This window comes from Isoptericola halotolerans (assembly GCF_045689585.1).
Taxonomy (GTDB): Bacteria; Actinomycetota; Actinomycetes; order Actinomycetales; family Cellulomonadaceae; genus Isoptericola; species Isoptericola halotolerans_B.
The window spans coordinates 3,469,786-3,488,263 of the sequence record NZ_CP140108.1 but is presented as its reverse complement, the minus strand read 5'-3'; the positions used below and the strand labels follow the sequence as shown (position 1 = coordinate 3,488,263).

Here is an 18,478-nt window from a genome sequence, read left to right as displayed (position 1 = left end):
ACGGAGCAGGGCGATGGGCGGAGCGCTTCGCAAGACGATGCTGTACCTGGGGCTGGCCGACGACCAGCGCCCCGACGGGGAGTACCTCGACGAGTACGACGAGGAGCTGGAGCCGGTGCGTGACGACGACTACCAGGCGGAGGTCACGCCCTTGCACCGGGACGGCGCACCGGTGGACGCGTTCGCCGGCGGGGACCTGCGACGGATCACCACGATCCACCCCCGCTCCTACAACGACGCCCGCCTCATCGGCGAGGCCTTCCGCGGCGGCACCCCGGTCATCATGAACCTGTCCGACATGGACGACGCCGACGCCAAGCGCCTCGTCGACTTCTCGGCCGGTCTCATCTTCGGTCTGCACGGATCGATCGAACGGGTGACCAACAAGGTCTTCCTGCTCTCGCCCGAACACGTGGAGATCGCCGGCGAGGAGCAGGTCGCGGAGCGCCCCGACCCCCGTGCGGGCGCCTTCTACAACCAGAGTTGACCGATCTCACGACGCGCGACCCGGGAACGCCCCCCGGGTCGCGTGTGCTGCGTCCGGTAGGTTGCCTTCGTGAGCTTCATCTTCGGCGTCGTGTCCTTCGCCCTGTTCCTGTTCCTCGTGTGCCTGATCGTGCGCCTGGTGTTCGATTGGGTGCAGGTCTTCGCCCGCGACTGGCGCCCGCGCGGCGTCGTGCTGGTCATCGCCGAGGCGGTGTACACGGTCACCGACCCGCCGCTGCGCGCCCTGCGGCGCCTCATCCCGCCCCTGACCCTGGGCAGCATCCGGCTCGACCTGGCCTTCCTCGTGATCTTCTTCGCCACGTCGATCCTGTTCAACGTCACGAGCCGTCTGGCGGGCTGACCCGGGGCTTGTGCGACACGCGGGACCAACTCCCGTCCGACCTGTGAAGAGACCGTGAGTGCGCGGTCCCCGGAGGGCCCCCGCTGCGGGTGTCCGCTACCGTGGTCATCCACGGACGCTCCGGGTCCGTGCACTGGACCGCGCTACGGCAACGAGGTGACACGATGGCACTGCTGACGGCAGAGGACATCCTCAACAAGAAGTTCTCGGCGACGAAGTTCCGCGAGGGCTACGACGTCGAAGAGGTCGACGACTTCCTCGACGAGGTCGTCCGCACGCTCACGTCCGTGCAGGAGGAGAACGAGGACCTGCGCTCCAAGCTGGCCGCGGCCGAGCGTCGCGTGGGCGAGCTGAGCCGCAGCGATGCCGCGCAGCAGTCCGCCGAGCAGCCCGACGTCGCGGCGCAGGTCCAGGCCGCGGCGGCAGCCGCCGCTGCCGCGCCGCCTGCCGCCGGGGACAAGCCGCACGCCGAGCCGGAGTCCGCCACGGGGATGCTCCAGCTCGCCCAGAAGCTGCACGACGACTACGTGCGTTCGGGGCAGGAGGAGGGCGACCGCCTGATCTCCGAGGCCAAGTCCGAGGGCAGCCGGATCGTCCGCGAGGCGGAGGAGACCAGCCACCGCACGCTCTCCCAGCTCGAGCAGGAGCGCTCGCTGCTGGAGCGCAAGATCGACGAGCTGCGCCTGTTCGAGCGGGACTACCGCACGCGCCTCAAGAGCTTCCTGCAGAACCTGCTCGGCGACCTCGACGCGCGCGGCTCGGCCTTGCCGCCGCAGCGGCAGAACGCGAACGCCGGGCGGCAGCAGGACCTCTGAGCACCACCCGGAGCGGTCCACGCGCGGACCGGCCCCACCGCAGACACGCCACGTCGGCGCGTGCTGTTGTGCGGGCCGGTCCGCGCACTTACGCTGCGGTGACCTCACGAACGGAAGGGCCGCGAATGACCAAGCTCTCCACCTCCCAGCGGACGACGGTCCGCGAGGAGTTCCCGCACCTCGCGAAGGACGTCAAGACGTTCCCCGTCCGCGACGGCGAGGACCCCTGGACGCTCCAGGAGGTCTCCGAGCTCGCACTGCTCCTCCTCGAGGACCGTGAGCGGTTCACGCGCGAGCTGGCGGCCGCCGACGCCGAGCTGAGCGACCTGTTGCGCAACTCCGGCGACGGGGCCGGCGACGACCAGGCCGACTACGGCTCCAGCGCCCTCGAGCGTGAGCAGGAGCTGACCCTGGTGAACAACCTGCGCGACCTCCTGGCTCAGACGACCCATGCGATCGGCCGGATCCGCAACGGCACGTACGCCACGTGCGAGATCACCGGGCACCCGATCGGCAAGGCCCGGCTGCAGGCGTTCCCGCGGGCCACGCTGTCCGTGGAGGCGAAGGCGCGCGAGGAACGTCGCTGACCGTAGACTCGGGCGCGATGTCCTCCACGCCTGCCGGCTCCGAGCCGGCCTCTGCGGTCCCTGACGACGCCCCGCCCGCGCCTGCCGGCTCCGCCCGGGTGCGCCGCCGTCTCGGCGCGTGGGCACTGGCCCTCGCCGCCCTCGTGCTCGCGGTCGACCAGCTCACCAAGTGGTGGGCGTTGTCGGCGCTCGCCGAGGGCGAGCGCGTGCCGCTGATCGGTGACCTGCTGGGCCTGACCCTCGTGTTCAACGACGGCGCGGCCCTGTCGATCGGTTCCGGGTACACGGGGATCCTGACGATCGTCGTGGTGGCCGTCGTGGTGGTGATCCTGCGCGCGGTGCGCCGCCTCGGGTCCGTCGCGTGGGCGGTCGCGCTCGGGCTGCTGCTGGGTGGCGCGGTCGGCAACCTCCTCGACCGGTTGTTCCGTGACCCGGCGTTCGCCCGGGGCCACGTGGTGGACATGATCGCCTACGCCGACTTCTTCGTCGGCAACGTGGCCGACATCGCGATCGTCGTGGCCGCCGGTCTGATCGTCGTGCTCTCGTTCCGCGGCATCGCCCTGGACGGCACGCGCCACGAGGACGGTGCGACGAAGGACGTCGCGAAGCCGGACGCTGCCGAGCAGGACACCGCTGAGCAGGACACCGCCGGGAAGGACGGTTCCTGATGGCGCTGCGGACCCTGCCCGTGCCGGACGGTCTGGCCGGCGAGCGGGTCGACGTCGCCCTGGGGCGCATGCTGGGATTCTCGCGCACCCAGGCCGCGGAGCTCGCCGCGGTGGGAGCCGTCCGCCTCGACGGGCGCGACGTCGGCAAGTCGGACCGGGTCACCCCGGGCAGCTGGCTCGAGGTCGACGTCCCGGAGGCGCCCACCGCGCCGGCGGTGGTGGCGGAGCCGGTGGAGGGGATGGCGATCGCGTACGAGGACGACGACGTCGTGGTCGTCGACAAGCCGGTCGGCGTCGCGGCCCACCCGTCGCCCGGCTGGACGGGACCGACGGTGGTCGGCGCCCTGGCCGCGGCGGGGTTCCGGATCTCCACGTCGGGGGCCGCCGAACGGCAGGGGATCGTGCACCGTCTGGACGTCGGGACGTCCGGGCTGATGGCGGTCGCGAAGAGCGAGGCGGCCTACACGGGGCTGAAGCGCGCGTTCAAGGAGCGCACGGTGGACAAGGTCTACCACGCACTGGCGCAGGGCCACCCCGAGCCGACCACGGGGACGATCGACGCGCCGATCGGCCGGCACCCCCACCACGACTACCGGTTCGCCGTCGTGGCCGAGGGCAAGCCCTCCGTGACGCACTACGAGGTGCTCGAGATGCTGCCGGCGGCGTCGCTGGTGGAGGTGCACCTCGAGACCGGGCGCACGCACCAGATCCGGGTGCACTTCTCGGCGCTGCGGCACCCGCTGGTCGGGGACCTGACCTACGGCGCGGACCCGGTGCTCGCCTCGACGGTGGGGCTGGAGCGCCAGTGGCTGCACGCCATGCGCCTCGCGTTCGACCACCCGTTGACGGGCGGCCGGGTGGAGGTCACCAGCGCGTACCCGGACGACCTGCAGGCGGCGCTCGAGGTCGTGCGCGGCGCCTACGCCTGAGGGTCCTTCCGGCCCGACGTCACGTCGAGGCGCGGACGACGACGTACGCCGGGTCGTCCGGACGCTCCGGTGGCCGGTGGCCGTCCAGCTCGGCCAGCACGCTCGCCGCCAGGTGCTCCGACTGCGGGGTGACCGGCTGGGCCACCGTGGTGAGCGGAGGTGCCGCCACCCGGGCGGCGGGGGCGTCGTCGACCCCGATGACGGCGAGGTCGCCGGGCACCGACAGGCCGGCCTCCCGGGCGCCCGCCAGCACGGCGAGGCCCACCTCGTCGTTGTACGCCGCGACGGCGGTGACCCCGCGGTCGTGCCAAACGCGCACGGCGGTGGTGGCCGGCTCGTCCGTACGCACGACGGCCTGCCCCGGCTCCGGCAGCTCGCGCGCCGCGCAGGCGTCGCGCACGCCCGCGTAGCGCGCTTCGCCGAACCGGCGCAGGCGCTCGTCCGACGTCGTGGCGAACGCCACGGACCGGTGCCCCCGGCCGGCGAGGTGGTCGACCTGGAGCACGGCCAGGTCGTGCTGGGAGCGGTCGAACGCCCCGGCGTCGGCGGGCTCGACCGCGCCGACGACGGCGATGCCCGCCTGGTGCATCGCGCGGACGTCGGCCGCCGGGAACGGGGCGAGCCCGACCACGGCCCGAGGCGTCACCGCCCGCCACAGCTCCGTCAGCGCGCGGGAGTCGCGGTGGTGGTGGACGAGCACGAACAGCCCGCGTCCGGCGAGCACGTCGGTGAGGTGGTCGAGCAGCGAGTCCACGACGGGTCCGGTCGGCCAGTCGGGCAGCACGCAGACCACCAGGTCGCTGCGTCCGCGCCGCAGCGTCCGCGCGGCCGCCGACGGCGCGTAGCCCAGCCGTGCGGCCGTCGCGCGCACGTGCTCGCGCGTCGCCTCGGAGACCGACGCCCCGGGGGTGTCGTTGAGGACGTAGCTCACGGTCGTGCGGGACACTCCCGCCGCGCGGGCGACGTCGGTGCTCGTCACTGAGGCCACCGTTCCTCCTTCTCGGGCCGGGCAGGGGGTCGAGGCAGCACTGTACGCGGCGCCGCGGTCCGGAGTCGGGACCGCGGCGAGGACCGCGCGGCTCGACCGCCATGTCCCCGGCGGGACCTAGACTCGTGGCCATGTCGGACGCCGCTGCACCTGCCCCCACCGGAGACCAGGCGGACGACTTCGTCCACCTGCACGTCCACACCGAGTACTCGATGCTGGACGGCGCGGCGCGGATGGACGACCTGTTCAGCGAGGTGGCGAGGCTGGGCCAGAAGGCGATCGCGATCACCGACCACGGATACCTCTTCGGGGCGTTCGACTTCTGGAGCACGGCGCAGAAGTTCGGGGTCAAGCCGATCATCGGCGTCGAGGCGTACGTCACGCCGGGCACGAGCCGGCACGACCGCACCAAGGTGCAGTGGGGCGAGCAGGGCCAGCGGCGCGACGACGTCTCCGCGGGCGGCGCCTACACCCACATGACTCTGTGGTCGCGGGACAACACGGGCATGCACAACCTGTTCCGGGCGGCCTCGTTGGCCTCCCTGGACGGCCAGATGGGCAAGTGGCCGCGCATGGACCGCGAGCTGCTCGAGACCTACTCCGAGGGGCTGATGGCCACCTCGGGCTGCCCGTCGGGCGAGATCCAGACGCGCCTGCGCCTCGGCCAGTGGGACGAGGCCGTGCGGGCCGCCGGGGAGTACCAGGACATCTTCGGCAAGGAGAACTACTTCGTCGAGCTCATGGACCACGGGATCGAGATCGAGTCCCGCACGTCCAAGGACCTCCTGCGCCTCGCCGAGCACATCGGCGCGCCGCTGGTCGCGACCAACGACCTGCACTACACCAAGCAGGAGGACTCCCACGCGCACGAGGTGCTGCTCGCGGTCAACTCCGGCTCGACCCTCGACGAGCCGACCTACGACCAGGGCGGCAGCCGGTTCGCGTTCAGCGGCGACAACTTCTACGTCAAGTCCGGTGCCGAGATGCGCCGGCTCTTCGCGGAGATGCCGGAGGCGGTCGACAACACGCTGCTCATCGCCGAGCGGTGCGAGGTGTCGTTCGACACGGGCGCCAACTACATGCCGAGCTTCCCGGTGCCCGAGGGCGAGGACGAGATCTCCTGGTTCGTCAAGGAGGTCGAGCACGGACTGCACCGCCGGTACCCGGCCGGCGTACCGGACGCGGTCCGCCAGCAGGCGAAGTACGAGACCGAGGTCATCATCCAGATGGGCTTCCCGGGGTACTTCCTCGTGGTCGCGGACTTCATCAACTGGGCCAAGGAGCAGGGGATCCGCGTCGGCCCGGGCCGTGGTTCGGCGGCCGGCTCGATGGTCTCCTACGTCATGGGCATCACCGAGCTGGACCCGCTGGAGCACGGGCTGATCTTCGAGCGGTTCCTCAACCCCGAGCGGGTCTCGATGCCCGACGTCGACGTCGACTTCGACGAGCGCCGGCGCTCCGAGGTGATCCGGTACGTCAGCGACAAGTACGGCGACGACCGGGTGGCGATGATCGTCACCTACGGCTCGATCAAGGCCAAGCAGGCCCTCAAGGACGCCTCGCGGGTCCTCGGGTTCCCGTTCGCGATGGGGGAGAAGCTCACCAAGGCGATGCCGCCGCCCGTCATGGGCAAGGACATCCCGCTGTCGGGGATCTTCGACCCCCAGCACGAGCGCTACTCGGAGGCCGCCGAGTTCCGTCAGGTGCACGACACCGACCCGGAGGCGCAGCGCGTCGTGGAGACGGCCCGGGGCATCGAGGGCCTCAAGCGGCAGTGGGGCGTGCACGCCGCGGGCGTGATCATGTCCAGCGAGCCGCTCATCGACGTCATCCCGATCATGCGCCGGCCGCAGGACGGCGCGGTCATCACGCAGTTCGACTACCCGACGTCCGAGGGTCTCGGCCTGATCAAGATGGACTTCCTCGGGCTGCGCAACCTGACGATCCTCGACGACGCGCTCGAGAACATCACGATGAACGGCAAGGACGCGGTCGAGATCGAGCACGTCCCCCTGGACGACGAGGCGACGTACGCCCTGCTGGCCCGGGGCGAGACGCTGGGCGTGTTCCAGCTCGACGGCGGCCCGATGCGTTCGCTGCTGCGGCAGATGCGTCCCGACAAGTTCGACGACCTCTCCGCCGTCATCGCGCTGTACCGCCCGGGCCCGATGGGCATGAACTCGCACGTCAACTACGCGCTGCGCAAGAACGGTCTGCAGAAGATCGAGCCGATCCACCCGGAGACGGCCGAGCCGCTGTCGGAGGTCCTCGACGAGACGTACGGCCTGATCGTCTACCAGGAGCAGGTGCAGCGCGCCGCGCAGATCCTCGCGGGCTACTCGCTGGGTCAGGCCGACCTGCTGCGCCGGGCCATGGGCAAGAAGAAGCCCGAGGTGCTCGCCAAGGAGTTCGTGAACTTCGAGGCGGGCTGCAAGGAGCGCGGCTACTCCGACGCCGCGATCAAGGCCGTGTGGGACGTCCTGGTGCCGTTCGCCGGCTACGCGTTCAACAAGGCGCACTCCGCCGGCTACGGCCTGGTCGCCTACTGGACGGCGTACCTCAAGGCGAAGTACCCCACGGAGTACATGGCGGGCCTGCTGCAGTCGGTGCGGGACGACAAGGACAAGATGGCGCTGTACCTCGGCGAGTGCCGTCGGATGCGCATCACCGTCCTGCCGCCCGACGTCAACGAGTCCGCGGCGAAGTTCACCGCCGTGGGCGACGACATCCGCTTCGGGCTGACGGCGGTGCGCAACGTCGGGGCGAACGTCGTCTCGGCGATCATCGCCGCGCGCGAGGAGCACGGCGACTTCACCTCGTTCACGGACTTCCTGGACAAGGTGCCGGCCGTCGTGTGCAACAAGCGCACCATCGAGTCGTTGATCAAGGCAGGTGCCTTCGACTCCCTCGGACACCCGCGCCGTGCGCTGCTCGTGGTCCACGAGCAGGCCGTGGACTCGGTGATCTCGGTCAAGCGCAAGGAGGCCGAGGGACAGTTCGACCTGTTCGCCGACTTCGGCGGCAGCGACGGCGCGGCCGACGACGCGGTGACGTTCGCCGTCGAGGTCCCGGACCTGCCCGACTGGGACAAGAAGCAGCGTCTCGCCTTCGAGCGCGAGATGCTGGGTCTGTACGTCTCGGACCACCCGCTGTCGGGGATGGAGCACGTGCTGGCCCGGGCGGCGGACACCTCGATCGCCTCGCTCGTGGCGGACGAGGGCCGGCCCGACGGGTCGTCGGTCACGGTCGCCGGGCTGCTGACCTCGGTGCAGCGCAAGATGAGCAAGAACGGCAACCCGTGGGCCGCGGTGACGATCGAGGACCTGGAGGGCTCGGTCGAGGTGATGTTCTTCGGGGAGACCTACCTGGCGTACTCCACGGTGCTCGCCGAGGACCAGGTCGTCACGCTCAAGGGCCGCGTGCGACGCCGCGACGAGCAGATGCAGCTGCAGGCCCAGGAGGTGACGCTGCCGGACACCTCGGCCGTGGCCGACTCGCCCGTCCAGGTCACCGTGCCGCACACACGTTGCGTCGAACCGGTCATGGTCCGGTTCCGTGAGGTGCTGGCCTCCCACCCGGGTCCCGCCGAGGTGCACGTGCACGTCGCCGAGCCCGGCAAGACGACGGTGGTCCGGGCGGCGGACCGCCTGCGCGTGGAGAAGTCGCCGGCGCTGTTCGGAGATCTCAAGGCCCTGCTCGGACCGAGCTGCCTGTCGTGAGCGAGCACGCCCGCCCCGACGACGGCAGCGCGGACCACCGCTTCCGGGTGGTGCCCGCCGCCTACGTGCTGCTGCGCCGCGAGGGACAGGTGCTGCTGCAGCTGCGCTCCGGCACCGGGTTCATGGACGGGTACTGGGCGGCCGGTGCGGCCGGCCACGTCGAGGAGGGGGAGTCCGCCCGGGACGCCGCCGTGCGGGAGGCGCGCGAGGAGCTGGGCGTCACGGTGGAGCCGTCAGACCTCGAGGTGCTCACGGTGCAGCACCGTGGGCTGCCGGGCGGTCCCGCTCTCGAGCAGCGCGTGGACTTCTTCTTCGCCGCCACGCGCTGGGACGGGGACCCCGTGCTGCAGGAGGCCGACAAGGCCGCGGACCTGCGCTGGTTCCCGCTGGTGCGGCTGCCGGAGCCGGTCGTCCCGCACGAGGCCGTCGTCCTGCGTGCTCTGCACGACGGTGCCGTCCCGCGCTACCTCGAGCGAGGGTTCTCGGCTCCGGACGGGACCACGGGCCCGACCACGTAGGCTCGCTCCTGTGATCCGCCTGAACCCCGAACAGCTCGTCTTCGTCACGGAACGCCACCTGGCCACGCTGACCACGCTGCGTGCCGACGGCACGCCGCACGTGGTCCCGGTGGCGTACACCTGGGACGCGGAGGACGGCGTCGTGCGGATCACCGCGCGGCGCACCTCGGTCAAGGCGCGCAACGCCCGCCGCCGGGGACCGGACGGAGCACCTCCGCGGGCTGCGGTGTGCCAGGTCGACGGCGGCCGCTGGATGACGCTCGAGGGCACGATCACCGTCGTCGAGGACGCCGACGAGGTGGCCGAGGCCGTACGGCGGTACGCGAAGCGCTTCCGGCAGCTGCAGCACGACCCGGACCGGATCGTGCTGCGGCTGACCCCCGACCGGGTGATGGCGTCGGCCTACATGTCGTCCTGAACGACGACGGCGGTCTCCTCGCCCTCGGGGCCGGCGACCGTCACGCGTGCTCCGGCGCGCAGCTGGCGGCCGCGGCGGGTCTCCGTCTCGCCGTCGACGCGCACGTCGCCGTCGGCCACGAGGTCGCGGGCGTGGTTCCCGGACTCGGCCAGGCCGGCGAGCTTGAGGAACTGGCCGAGCCGGATGACGTCGTCGTGGATGGGGACCTCGATCGGGATGTCCATCCGTCCATCCTCCCAGCCCTGGGCGGCCGAGCGTCCGGGGTCGGCACGGTGGGCGATCTCAGGGCGGACGGCACCGGGACGTTCGGCGCCGACGACCTAGACTGGTGCCGTGATCCAACGCATCGACCTTCGCGGGCAGGTCCTGTCCCGCACCGAGCTCCTGCGGGTGCTGCCGCGCCCCGAGGTCGGGGTGGAGCAGGCCGTCGACGCCGTCGCTCCGATCCTGTCCGACGTCCGGACCCGTGGTGCCGCCGCGCTGCGCGACCTGGGCGAGCGCTTCGACGGGGTGCGCCCGGACCATCTGCGGGTGCCCGCTCACGCGCTCGACGAGGCCGTGGCCGGCCTCGATCCCGTGGTCCGCGACGGGCTCGAGGAGGCGATCGCCCGGGTGCGGGCCGTGCACGCGGACCAGCTGCCCACCGAGCACACCACCGTCCTGGCGGACGGCGCGGAGGTGCGTCAGCGCTGGATCCCCGTCCAGCGTGTGGGCCTCTACGCGCCCGGGGGCCTCGCGGTCTACCCCTCGTCGGTGATCATGAACGTCGTCGCGGCCCAGGAGGCGGGTGTGCCGGCCCTTGCGGTGGCCTCGCCCCCGCAGCAGGACTCCGGCGGTCTCCCGCACCCGACGATCCTGGCGGCGTGCGCGCTGCTCGGCGTGGACGAGGTCTACGCCGTCGGGGGAGCGCAGGCGGTGGCGATGTTCGCCTACGGCGCGGCCGGGAGCGAGCCGGTGGACGGCGAGGTGCTCTGCGAGCCGGTCGACGTCGTGACCGGACCGGGTAACGTCTACGTCGCGGCCGCCAAGCGGCTCGTGCGTGGCGTCGTCGGCATCGACGCCGAGGCGGGGCCGACCGAGATCGCTGTGCTGGCCGACGACTCGGCGGACGCCGGGCACGTGGCGCTCGACCTCATCAGCCAGGCGGAGCACGACCCGATGGCGGCCTCGGTGCTGGTCACGCCGTCCGTGGAGCTCGCCGGTGCCGTGGAGTCCAAGCTCGTGGACCTGGCGGACGCGACGAAGCACACCGCCCGGGTCACGACGGCGCTCGCAGGCCCGCAGTCGGCGGTGGTCCTGGTCGACGACCTCGAGCAGGGCCTGGCGGTCGTGGACGCCTACGGCGCCGAGCACCTGGAGATCCAGACGGTGGACGCCGCGGCCCGGGCCGAGCGGGTCCGCTCGGCCGGAGCGATCTTCGTCGGTCCGTACGCGCCGGTCTCGCTGGGCGACTACATGGCCGGCTCCAACCACGTGCTGCCCACCGGTGGCACGGCCCACTTCGCCAGCGGGCTGGGCGTGCACGCGTTCCTGAAGTCGGTGCAGGTGGTCGACTACTCGCGTGAGGCGCTCGCCGAGCTGGCCGACCGCATCGTCGCCGTCGCGAACGACGAGGACCTGCCCGCCCACGGCGAGGCGGTGCGCGGCCGGTTCTGAACGCGGCGGCTCGCCGTCACAGCCCGGCCCGGGCGGCGAGGCGGACGACGGCGTCCGCGATCTCGGGACCGAACATCACGGGGTCGTAGTGCCCGGCACCGGGCAGGACGAGGTGCTCCACCAGGTGGGGGGCGGTGCGGGCGACGGTGGTGGACTGCTCCGGGGGCACGATCGTGTCGGCGGTGCCGTGCACGACGGTGACCGGCACCAGGACGCCGGCGAGCGGCGTGACGACGTCGTGCCGGTCCCGCAGCAGCGCGTCGACCGGGAGCAGCGGGTAGTGGGGGGCGGCGGTGTCCGCGAGCGAGGTGAAGGGGGAGCGCAGCAGCAGGGCCGCGGATGGCAGCTCGGCGGCGAGCGCGGTCGCGACGGTGGCGCCGAGGGACTCCCCGAGGTGGACCGTCCGACGGGCCGGGAACACCTGGACGGTTCGTCGTCCATCTCCTCATCCTCCCTCTTGGACGTCCCCCGATGCGAAAAAGTGTGCCAAGCGACGCCCATCTCGGTGCACGGTGTCGGATCCGGGTGCGAGCATGGACCCATGCCGTCGGCCCCGCCCCGCCTCGACCCGCTCGTCGTGGGCGGGATCGTCGGCACGGTGACGTTCCGGCGGGCGCAGGGCTACCACCGCGCGGGGATGGTCGCCTCGTGGCGCTGGGACGGCGACGCGATGCTGCTGACCGCTCAGGTGGCGGGCAGTGGCCCCCGTGCCTACTCGTGCCGCATGTGGTTCGCCGTCGACGACGCCGGCCGCTACGTGCTCGAGGACTCCTCGTGCTCATGCCCCGTCGGGGTGGACTGCAAGCACGTCGCGGCGACGCTGCTCCACGTCCGACCGCACGGCGAGGAGGGCCCCGGAGGCACCGGGAGCACCGACTGGCGCGGTCGCCTCGCCACCGTCACGGGCGGCTCCAGGCCGACGGCGGCACCCGCGCCGGGCGGTGTGCTGCCCGTCGCGCTGCGCTTCCGCCTCGACGGCGCGCTGGGGGACGCGGCCCCCGGACTGTCGGTCCGACCGGTCGTCCCGTCGCGGAACGGGGGCTGGAAGACCGCTCCCGAGGCGAGCTGGGACGCCCTGGCCCGTGGTCTCTACGCGTTCGCCGGCGTCCGTGCCACGCCCGCGCCCGAGGTGCGTCGCTGGTTCGCCGACCTCGGGACCACACTCGGGGACGGCTCCGGCCGGTCCCGTGACGGGTGGCGCCCGCTCGGTGCCGGCGGGCGCGGACTCTGGGCGCTCCTCGCGGAGGCGGCCGACCTGAGCATCCCGTTCGTCGGGCACGGCGTCCGCGACGAGGTCGAGCTGGCGCGGACGGCGACGGCCCGGCTGCAGGTCGCGACGACACCCGACGGCGTGCGGCTGTCCCCGGTCGTCGCGCACGACGGCTCCGACGCGACGACCGAGGCCCGGCTCGGCGCCGTCGGGGACACCGGCCTGTACGCCGTCGAGGCGGAGGACGGCCGAACGGTGCTCCGGATCGGCCCTGCCCCGCGGCGGCTGGGGGAGGGCGCTCGCGAGCTGGTGGTGCTCGGCCCCACGGACGTGCCGGCGTCGGACGTGGAGGAGTTCTTCACCGAGCACCTGCCCGCCCTGCGTCGCGCGACCCGCGTCGTCTCGGACGGAAGCATCGATCTGCCCGAGAACCCTCGGCCGCAGCTCGTGGCCACCGTCCGGTTCGACTCGCCCGAGCACGCCGAGCTCACCTGGACGTGGCGCTATCCGCGCGGCGAGCGGGAGACGTCCACCGTCCCGCTGACGGGCGGGGTGGTGGACCCGGCCCGCGACCCGGAGGCCGAGCTGGAGATCAGCGAGAAGGTCGCGTCCGTGGTGCGCGGGATCGCAGGGTTCGAGCGGTTCGAGCTCGACGACCAGCACCGCTTCACCGGGTTGGACGCCCTCGACCTGGCGCACGACGTGCTGCCCGCGCTCACGACGGCTGGGGTCGTCGTCGACGGCGACCCGGCACCCGACTACCACCATCTCGACGGGCCGGCGCGCGTGGTCGTCGACGGTGCGCCGTCGGGGGACGCCGACTGGCTCGACCTCGGCCTGTCCGTGACGGTGGCCGGCCGGGAGGTCCCCTTCACCCGGCTCTTCACGGCGCTCGCCCAGGGGCGCAAGCGGCTGCTCCTCGTCGACGGTTCGTGGTTGCTGCTGAACCAGCCCTCTCTCGTGCGTCTGCGCTCGCTCATCGAGGAGGCCACGACCCTCAGCGACCGCACGGGCCGGGTCCGGCTCAGCCGCTACGACGCCCAGCTCCTCGGCGAGCTGGAGGACGCGGCCGACGACGTGCACGTGCCGGAGCGGTGGCGCCGCGCGGCCGCCGGGCTGCGCACCCTCGCCGCGGACGGTCGTACGCCGCGGCCGCTGGAGGCGCCCGGCGCCCTGCACGCCGCGCTGCGGCCCTATCAGCACCAGGCGTACGAGTGGCTGACCTACCTGTGGGAGCACGACCTCGGCGGGATCCTCGCGGACGACATGGGGCTCGGCAAGACGGTCGAGACACTCGCCTTCCTCGCCCGTGCCCGTGCCCGCGCCGGGGTCGCGGGCGCGCCCCCGTTCGTCGTGGTGGCCCCCGCCTCCGTCGTCGGGAACTGGACGGACGAGGCGGCGCGGTTCACACCCGCGCTCGACGTCGTGGCCATGCCCGCCACCACGAAGAAGCTCGGACGCAGCCTCACCGAGATCGCCCGCGGAGCCGATGTCCTCGTCACCTCGTACGCCGTCTTCCGCCTGGAGTTCGAGGCGTTCGCGGAGCTCGAGTGGTCCGGGCTGATCCTGGACGAGGCGCAGTTCGCGAAGAACCCCCGCACCCGGGCGAACCAGACGGCCCGTCGGCTCGACGTGCCGTTCAAGCTGGCGATCACGGGGACGCCGCTGGAGAACAACCTCACCGAGCTCTGGGCGATGCTCGCGATCGTGGCGCCCGGCCTCTACCCGTCGCTGCATCGCTTCCGCGCCGAGACGGTGCGCCCGGTGGATGCCGCGGCCCAGGACGGCGACCCGCAGGTGGTCGCGGCGGGCAACCGGGCGCTGGCCCGGCTCCGCCGCCGCATCCGACCCCTGATGCTGCGCCGCACCAAGGACCAGGTGGCACCGGAGCTGCCCGAGCGTCAGGAGCAGGTGCTGCGCGTCCCGCTGACGCCGGACCACCGCCGGGTCTACGACACCCACCTGCAGCGCGAACGCCAGCGCCTCCTCGGGCTGCTGACGGACTTCGAGGCCAACAGGGCGGCGATCTTCCGGTCGCTGACGACGCTGCGGCGCCTGGCGCTCGACGCCTCGCTCGTGGACGACGCGTACGCCGGGGTGTCGTCGGCCAAGCTTGACGTGGTGCTCGACCAGCTCGTCGAGATCGCGGCGGAGGGGCACCGCGCGCTGGTCTTCTCCCAGTTCACGTCGTTCCTGCGGCGCGTGCAGCAGCGGTGCGTCGAGGCCGGTCTGCCCGCGGCCTATCTGGACGGCAGCACCCGTGACCGGGCCGCGGTGATCCGCGGGTTCAAGCAGGGCGACGCCCCCGTGTTCCTCATCAGCCTCAAGGCCGGGGGCTTCGGGCTCAACCTCACCGAGGCCGACTACGTGTACCTGCTCGACCCGTGGTGGAACCCGGCGGCGGAGGCGCAGGCCGTCGACCGCACGCACCGGATCGGTCAGACCCGCCGGGTGTCGGTGACGCGGATGGTCGCGGCGGACACCATCGAGGAGAAGGTCTTGGCTCTGGCGCGGCGCAAGGCCGCCCTGTTCGACGCCGTGGTCGACGACGACGCCGGCGCGTTCGCCGGGTCGCTCGCGGCCGACGACGTGCGCGGGCTGCTGGACAGCTAGCGGACCCCGAGCACGAACGGGTGGACGGCGGCGGCCCCCGCCTGGCGCAGCAGCCGGGCCGCGACCGTCAGGGTCCACCCCGACTCCGTCCAGTCGTCCACCAGCAGGACCGTGCGTCCCGGGAGCCCCGCCAGCGCCGTCTCCCCGAGCTCGAGCCGCAGGCGTCGGGCGACGCCGGCCAGCCGCATCGCGGAGTTGACGTCGTGGCGACCAGGTTCCTCCGTCCCGGGTGCCGGCCCGACGGCCCCGATGAGCGGCACGCCCAGGAACGACGCCAGGCCGTTGGCCAGGTGATAGGTGAGCTGCGGCCGGGTGACCGACCGGACCGCCACGACGCCCTCGACGACGAGCGGGCGCTCGGGTCCGCCGTCCGACCCCGCGCCCTCGTCGCCGTCCGCCGCTGCCCGCAGGGCGTCCCAGTCGCCGAGCACCCGTGCCGCGGCGGTGCGGAGCGCGACGGGGGTCTCGCCGTCGGGCGTGGTCGGCGCGAACAGCTCGCGCACCGGGCCCGACCACCCCAGGCCGTCGAACCGGGCCACGGCCCGGCCGGGCTCGGCACGCTCGGCCGCGAAGATCTTGCCCTTGACGTCCAGCCCGAGCGCCGCGAGTCCGGACGGCCACATCTTGCGGGGCTCGACCTCGACGCCGGGGCGGTCCATCTCGGTGCGCGCCTCGGCCACCGACTCGGACGAGGGGGGTGGGGGCAGCGCGACACCCCCGCAGCGGTCGCAGCGTCCGCACGTCCAGCCCTCGGGGAGCGCCGGGTCGTCCAGCTGTGCGCGCAGGAACCGCATCCGGCAGCCGTCGGTGGCGACGTAGTCGAGCATGGCCTGCGCCTCCACCCGACGCGTCTCGGCGACCCGCTCGTAGCGGGCGGCGTCGTAGACCCACTCCGCACCCGTGGCGACCCACCCGCCCTTGACCCGGCGGACGGCGCCGTCGACGTCGAGGACCTTGAGCATCGACTCCAGCCGGGTGCGCTTGAGGTCGACGAAGGTCTCCAGCGCCGCCGTCGAGAGGGTCTCGCCCGACTCGCCCAGTGCCGCGAGCGTCGCGCGCACCTGCGGCTCGGCGGGGAAGGCCTGGGACCCGAACCAGTCCCAGATGGCCTTGTCCTCGTGGCCGGGCAGGAGCACCACCACCGCGGAGTCGACGCCACGGCCCGCGCGACCGACCTGCTGGTAGTAGGCGATCGGGGAGGACGGAGCCCCCAGGTGGACGACGAACGCGAGATCGGGCTTGTCGAAGCCCATGCCGAGCGCCGATGTCGCGACCAGCGCCTTGACCCGGTTCTCCTTGAGGTCCTCCTCGAGCTGGGCGCGCTGCGTCGGGTCTGTGCGGCCCGTGTAGGCGGCCACCGCGAGGCCCGCGGACCGCAGCTGGGAAGCGACCTCCTCCGCGGCGGACACCGTGAGGCAGTACACGATCCCCGAGCCGTCGATCTCCTGCAGCGCCTCGACGAGCCACGCCACGCGGGTGGGCTGGTCGCCGAGCTCGAGCACCGCCAGGTGAAGGGACTCCCGGTCCAGCCCGCCACGCAGCACCAGCACCTCGTCCGAGGAAGCCATGGCACCGTCGACGGCGGCGACACCGCCGCCGTGCGCGCCGGCCCGGACCGCCATCTGCTCCGCGACGTCCCGGGTCACACGTTCGTTCGCCGTCGCCGTGGTGGCGAGCACGGGGATCCCGGGCGGCAGGTCGGCGAGCAGGGTGCGGATGCGCCGGTAGTCGGGGCGGAAGTCGTGCCCCCAGTCAGAGATGCAGTGGGCCTCGTCCACGACGACCAGTCCCGCGTCGGCCGCCAGGCGCGGCAGGACCTCGTCGCGGAACGACGGGTTGTTCAGCCGCTCCGGCGAGCACAGCAGCACGTCCACCTCGCCCGCGGCGATCTGGGCGTGGACCTGCTCCCACTCGGTGACGTTGGCCGAGTTGATCGTGACGGCATGGATCCCGGCCCGCGCCGCGGCGGCGACCTGGTCACGCATGAGGGCGAGCAGCGGGGACACGATCACCGTCGGCCCCGCCCCGCGCGAGCGCAGCAGGCTGGTGGCCACGAAGTACACCGCGGACTTGCCCCATCCCGTGCGCTGCACGACCAGCGCCCGGCGGTGGAACGCCACGAGCGCCTCGATGGCGCTCCACTGGTCGTCGCGCAGCTCGGCGTCGTCGCGCCCGACGAGCGCGCGCAGGGCTTCCGTGGCCTGCTCGCGCAGGGTCCCGCCCTCGCCGCCCGCGGTGTCCATCAGCCCGCGGAGCATGGCGAGCTTGGCGCGTCTGGTGGCGTCGGCCCGGTCGACCGGCGCAGCCGGGTCCGCAGGGTCCGCAGGGTCCGCCGGTTCCGGCGGGTCCACCGGGTGGGGCGGCGTGGTCTCGTCGGGCGGCGGGGGCGCGTCGTCGGCCGGTGGCTCGTCGGCGTCGGTCCAGGCGGGCACGAGGTCGGCGTACGGGTCGTCCGAGGAGGTCACCATGCGATCGTAGGGGGAACCCACGACATGGCGCGGCGGCGGTCCACAGGGGTTCAGCGTGCCTGCTCGCGCACGAGCGCCATGGTGGAGGCGACGACCGCGACGAGCTCCGCGGCCGCGGCGACCAGCTCGTCGCGCCCGACGATCTCGGGCGAGATGCCCAGCAGGTTCGAGGTCGCGGAGGCGATGAACGCCAGCAGCGTCGCCGCGCCGAAGACGATGCCGCCCACCAGCGGCAGCCAGTGCCGCCAGGTCATCAGCAGGACCGCGAGGACGACGCCGCTGATCGCGTTGACCAGGAACAGCGGGCCGACCAGGGGGATGTCGTCGTAGCCGCGCGTCCACAGCACCAGGTGCACCACCGCCGAGACGAGCACCCCGGCCGCGGCCAGGGAACGCCACACCCAGGAGGGGTCGGCGGCGGGGCGACCGCGTGGCGCTGGCACCCGACCGGTGGGGGCGTCCATGATGGACATGCTGCCACCCCGGTGTGCTCCGCGACACTCACGACCCGATCAGAACTCCGAGGGGAACCGTCATGACCGAGCTCGACCGACCACCGAGCCGTCCCTCCGGCCAGCCCCCGACCCGGTCCCTCACCGCGTGCTGCTCGCGACGCCAGGTGCTGCGCGGCGCCGGCGTCGTGGCGGGCGCCGTCGCCGGTGTCGGCGTGCTCGTGGCGTGCGCCGAGGGCACGGACCCCGCGCAGTCGGTCGACGACGTCTCCTCCGCCGGCGCCGGCGAGGTCGTCGTGGCGCTCGCGGACGTCCCGGTCGGCGGGGCGGTCAGCGCCGAGGTCGCCGGCGTGGCGGTGCTCGTGACACAGCCCACCGAGGGGGAGGTGCACGCCTTCAGCGCCACCTGCACCCACCAGGGGTGCACCGTCACCCCGGGCGACGGCGTGCTGGAGTGCCCGTGCCACCGGTCCGTCTTCTCCCTGACCGACGCCTCCGTCCAGTCCGGGCCGGCCCCGGAGCCCCTCGGGGAGATCGCGGTCGAGATCTCGGGCACCGACGTGGTGGTGGCCTGACCCCCGCGGGCGGGC

17 protein-coding genes are annotated in these 18,478 nt (G+C 73.0%); 12 read left to right on the top strand and 5 right to left on the bottom strand.

Going from position 1 to position 18,478, the window contains the following annotated elements:
- The first annotated feature begins 13 nt into the window (after positions 1–13).
- The 6 genes from UQW22_RS16425 (at position 14) to UQW22_RS16400 (ending at position 3,846) form a co-directional block, all read left to right on the top strand.
- Entirely contained in the window at positions 14–487 is a 474-nt protein-coding gene (locus tag UQW22_RS16425; RefSeq protein WP_407318192.1) for a cell division protein SepF, read from the top strand.
- A gap of 69 nt (positions 488–556) precedes the next feature.
- Positions 557–847 carry a YggT family protein gene (locus tag UQW22_RS16420; RefSeq protein ID WP_407318191.1) on the top strand — a complete coding sequence of 97 codons (291 nt, stop codon included), beginning with the start codon at positions 557–559 and terminating at the stop codon, positions 845–847.
- A gap of 164 nt (positions 848–1,011) precedes the next feature.
- Positions 1,012–1,662: a DivIVA domain-containing protein gene (locus UQW22_RS16415; RefSeq protein ID WP_407318190.1), complete on the top strand. Its 651-nt coding sequence runs from the start codon at positions 1,012–1,014 to the stop codon at positions 1,660–1,662.
- 125 nt (positions 1,663–1,787) lie between these two features.
- Positions 1,788–2,249 carry a TraR/DksA family transcriptional regulator gene (locus UQW22_RS16410; RefSeq protein WP_407318188.1) on the top strand — a complete coding sequence of 154 codons (462 nt, stop codon included), beginning with the start codon at positions 1,788–1,790 and terminating at the stop codon, positions 2,247–2,249.
- 17 nt (positions 2,250–2,266) lie between these two features.
- On the top strand, positions 2,267–2,917 hold the full coding sequence (gene lspA, locus UQW22_RS16405; RefSeq protein WP_407318186.1) for a signal peptidase II: 651 nt from the start codon (positions 2,267–2,269) through the stop codon (positions 2,915–2,917).
- Positions 2,917–3,846 carry an RluA family pseudouridine synthase gene (locus tag UQW22_RS16400; protein WP_407318185.1) on the top strand — a complete coding sequence of 310 codons (930 nt, stop codon included), beginning with the start codon at positions 2,917–2,919 and terminating at the stop codon, positions 3,844–3,846. The genes lspA and UQW22_RS16400 overlap by 1 nt, the downstream gene beginning before the upstream one ends.
- 19 nt (positions 3,847–3,865) lie before the next feature.
- Here the strand turns inward: UQW22_RS16400 and UQW22_RS16395 are convergent, their stop codons facing one another.
- Positions 3,866–4,834 (bottom strand): LacI family DNA-binding transcriptional regulator, encoded by a 969-nt coding sequence (locus UQW22_RS16395; RefSeq protein WP_407318183.1) that lies wholly within the window; start codon positions 4,832–4,834, stop codon positions 3,866–3,868.
- 131 nt (positions 4,835–4,965) lie between these two features.
- On the opposite strand from UQW22_RS16395, the gene dnaE reads away from it, so the two are divergent.
- The 3 genes from dnaE to UQW22_RS16380 are packed head-to-tail and all read left to right on the top strand — an operon-like array spanning position 4,966 to position 9,489.
- Positions 4,966–8,553, top strand: coding sequence for a DNA polymerase III subunit alpha (gene dnaE / locus UQW22_RS16390; protein ID WP_407318182.1), 3,588 nt, complete (start codon positions 4,966–4,968; stop codon positions 8,551–8,553).
- On the top strand, positions 8,550–9,071 hold the full coding sequence (locus UQW22_RS16385) for an NUDIX hydrolase (RefSeq protein ID WP_407318180.1): 522 nt from the start codon (positions 8,550–8,552) through the stop codon (positions 9,069–9,071). Before dnaE ends, UQW22_RS16385 begins: the two co-directional genes overlap by 4 nt.
- A 10-nt stretch (positions 9,072–9,081) precedes the next feature.
- Positions 9,082–9,489, top strand: a complete 408-nt coding sequence (locus UQW22_RS16380; RefSeq protein ID WP_407318178.1) for a pyridoxamine 5'-phosphate oxidase family protein — start codon at positions 9,082–9,084, stop codon at positions 9,487–9,489.
- On the opposite strand, the gene UQW22_RS16375 is transcribed toward UQW22_RS16380, so the two are convergent.
- Positions 9,474–9,713: an RNA-binding S4 domain-containing protein gene (locus UQW22_RS16375; RefSeq protein ID WP_407318177.1), complete on the bottom strand. Its 240-nt coding sequence runs from the start codon at positions 9,711–9,713 to the stop codon at positions 9,474–9,476. The two genes, UQW22_RS16380 and UQW22_RS16375, sit on opposite strands and share 16 nt — an antisense overlap.
- A gap of 109 nt (positions 9,714–9,822) precedes the next feature.
- On the opposite strand from UQW22_RS16375, the gene hisD reads away from it, so the two are divergent.
- On the top strand, positions 9,823–11,145 hold the full coding sequence (gene hisD, locus UQW22_RS16370; RefSeq protein WP_407318176.1) for a histidinol dehydrogenase: 1,323 nt from the start codon (positions 9,823–9,825) through the stop codon (positions 11,143–11,145).
- Between the two features lie 16 nt (positions 11,146–11,161).
- Here the strand turns inward: hisD and UQW22_RS16365 are convergent, their stop codons facing one another.
- Positions 11,162–11,566: an alpha/beta hydrolase gene (locus UQW22_RS16365; protein WP_407318175.1), complete on the bottom strand. Its 405-nt coding sequence runs from the start codon at positions 11,564–11,566 to the stop codon at positions 11,162–11,164.
- A 120-nt stretch (positions 11,567–11,686) separates the two neighbouring features.
- On the opposite strand from UQW22_RS16365, the gene UQW22_RS16360 reads away from it, so the two are divergent.
- Positions 11,687–14,968 (top strand): SNF2-related protein, encoded by a 3,282-nt coding sequence (locus UQW22_RS16360; RefSeq protein WP_407318173.1) that lies wholly within the window; start codon positions 11,687–11,689, stop codon positions 14,966–14,968.
- Here the strand turns inward: UQW22_RS16360 and UQW22_RS16355 are convergent.
- Positions 14,965–17,226, bottom strand: a complete 2,262-nt coding sequence (locus UQW22_RS16355) for a RecQ family ATP-dependent DNA helicase (RefSeq protein ID WP_407320842.1) — start codon at positions 17,224–17,226, stop codon at positions 14,965–14,967. The genes UQW22_RS16360 and UQW22_RS16355 overlap by 4 nt on opposite strands.
- 260 nt (positions 17,227–17,486) lie before the next feature.
- Positions 17,487–17,900, bottom strand: coding sequence for a hypothetical protein (locus UQW22_RS16350; RefSeq protein WP_407318172.1), 414 nt, complete (start codon positions 17,898–17,900; stop codon positions 17,487–17,489).
- A 71-nt stretch (positions 17,901–17,971) separates the two neighbouring features.
- On the opposite strand from UQW22_RS16350, the gene UQW22_RS16345 reads away from it, so the two are divergent.
- Complete coding sequence (locus UQW22_RS16345; protein WP_407318170.1) at positions 17,972–18,463, top strand: Rieske (2Fe-2S) protein; 492 nt, start codon at positions 17,972–17,974, stop codon at positions 18,461–18,463.
- Positions 18,464–18,478 lie beyond the last annotated feature (15 nt).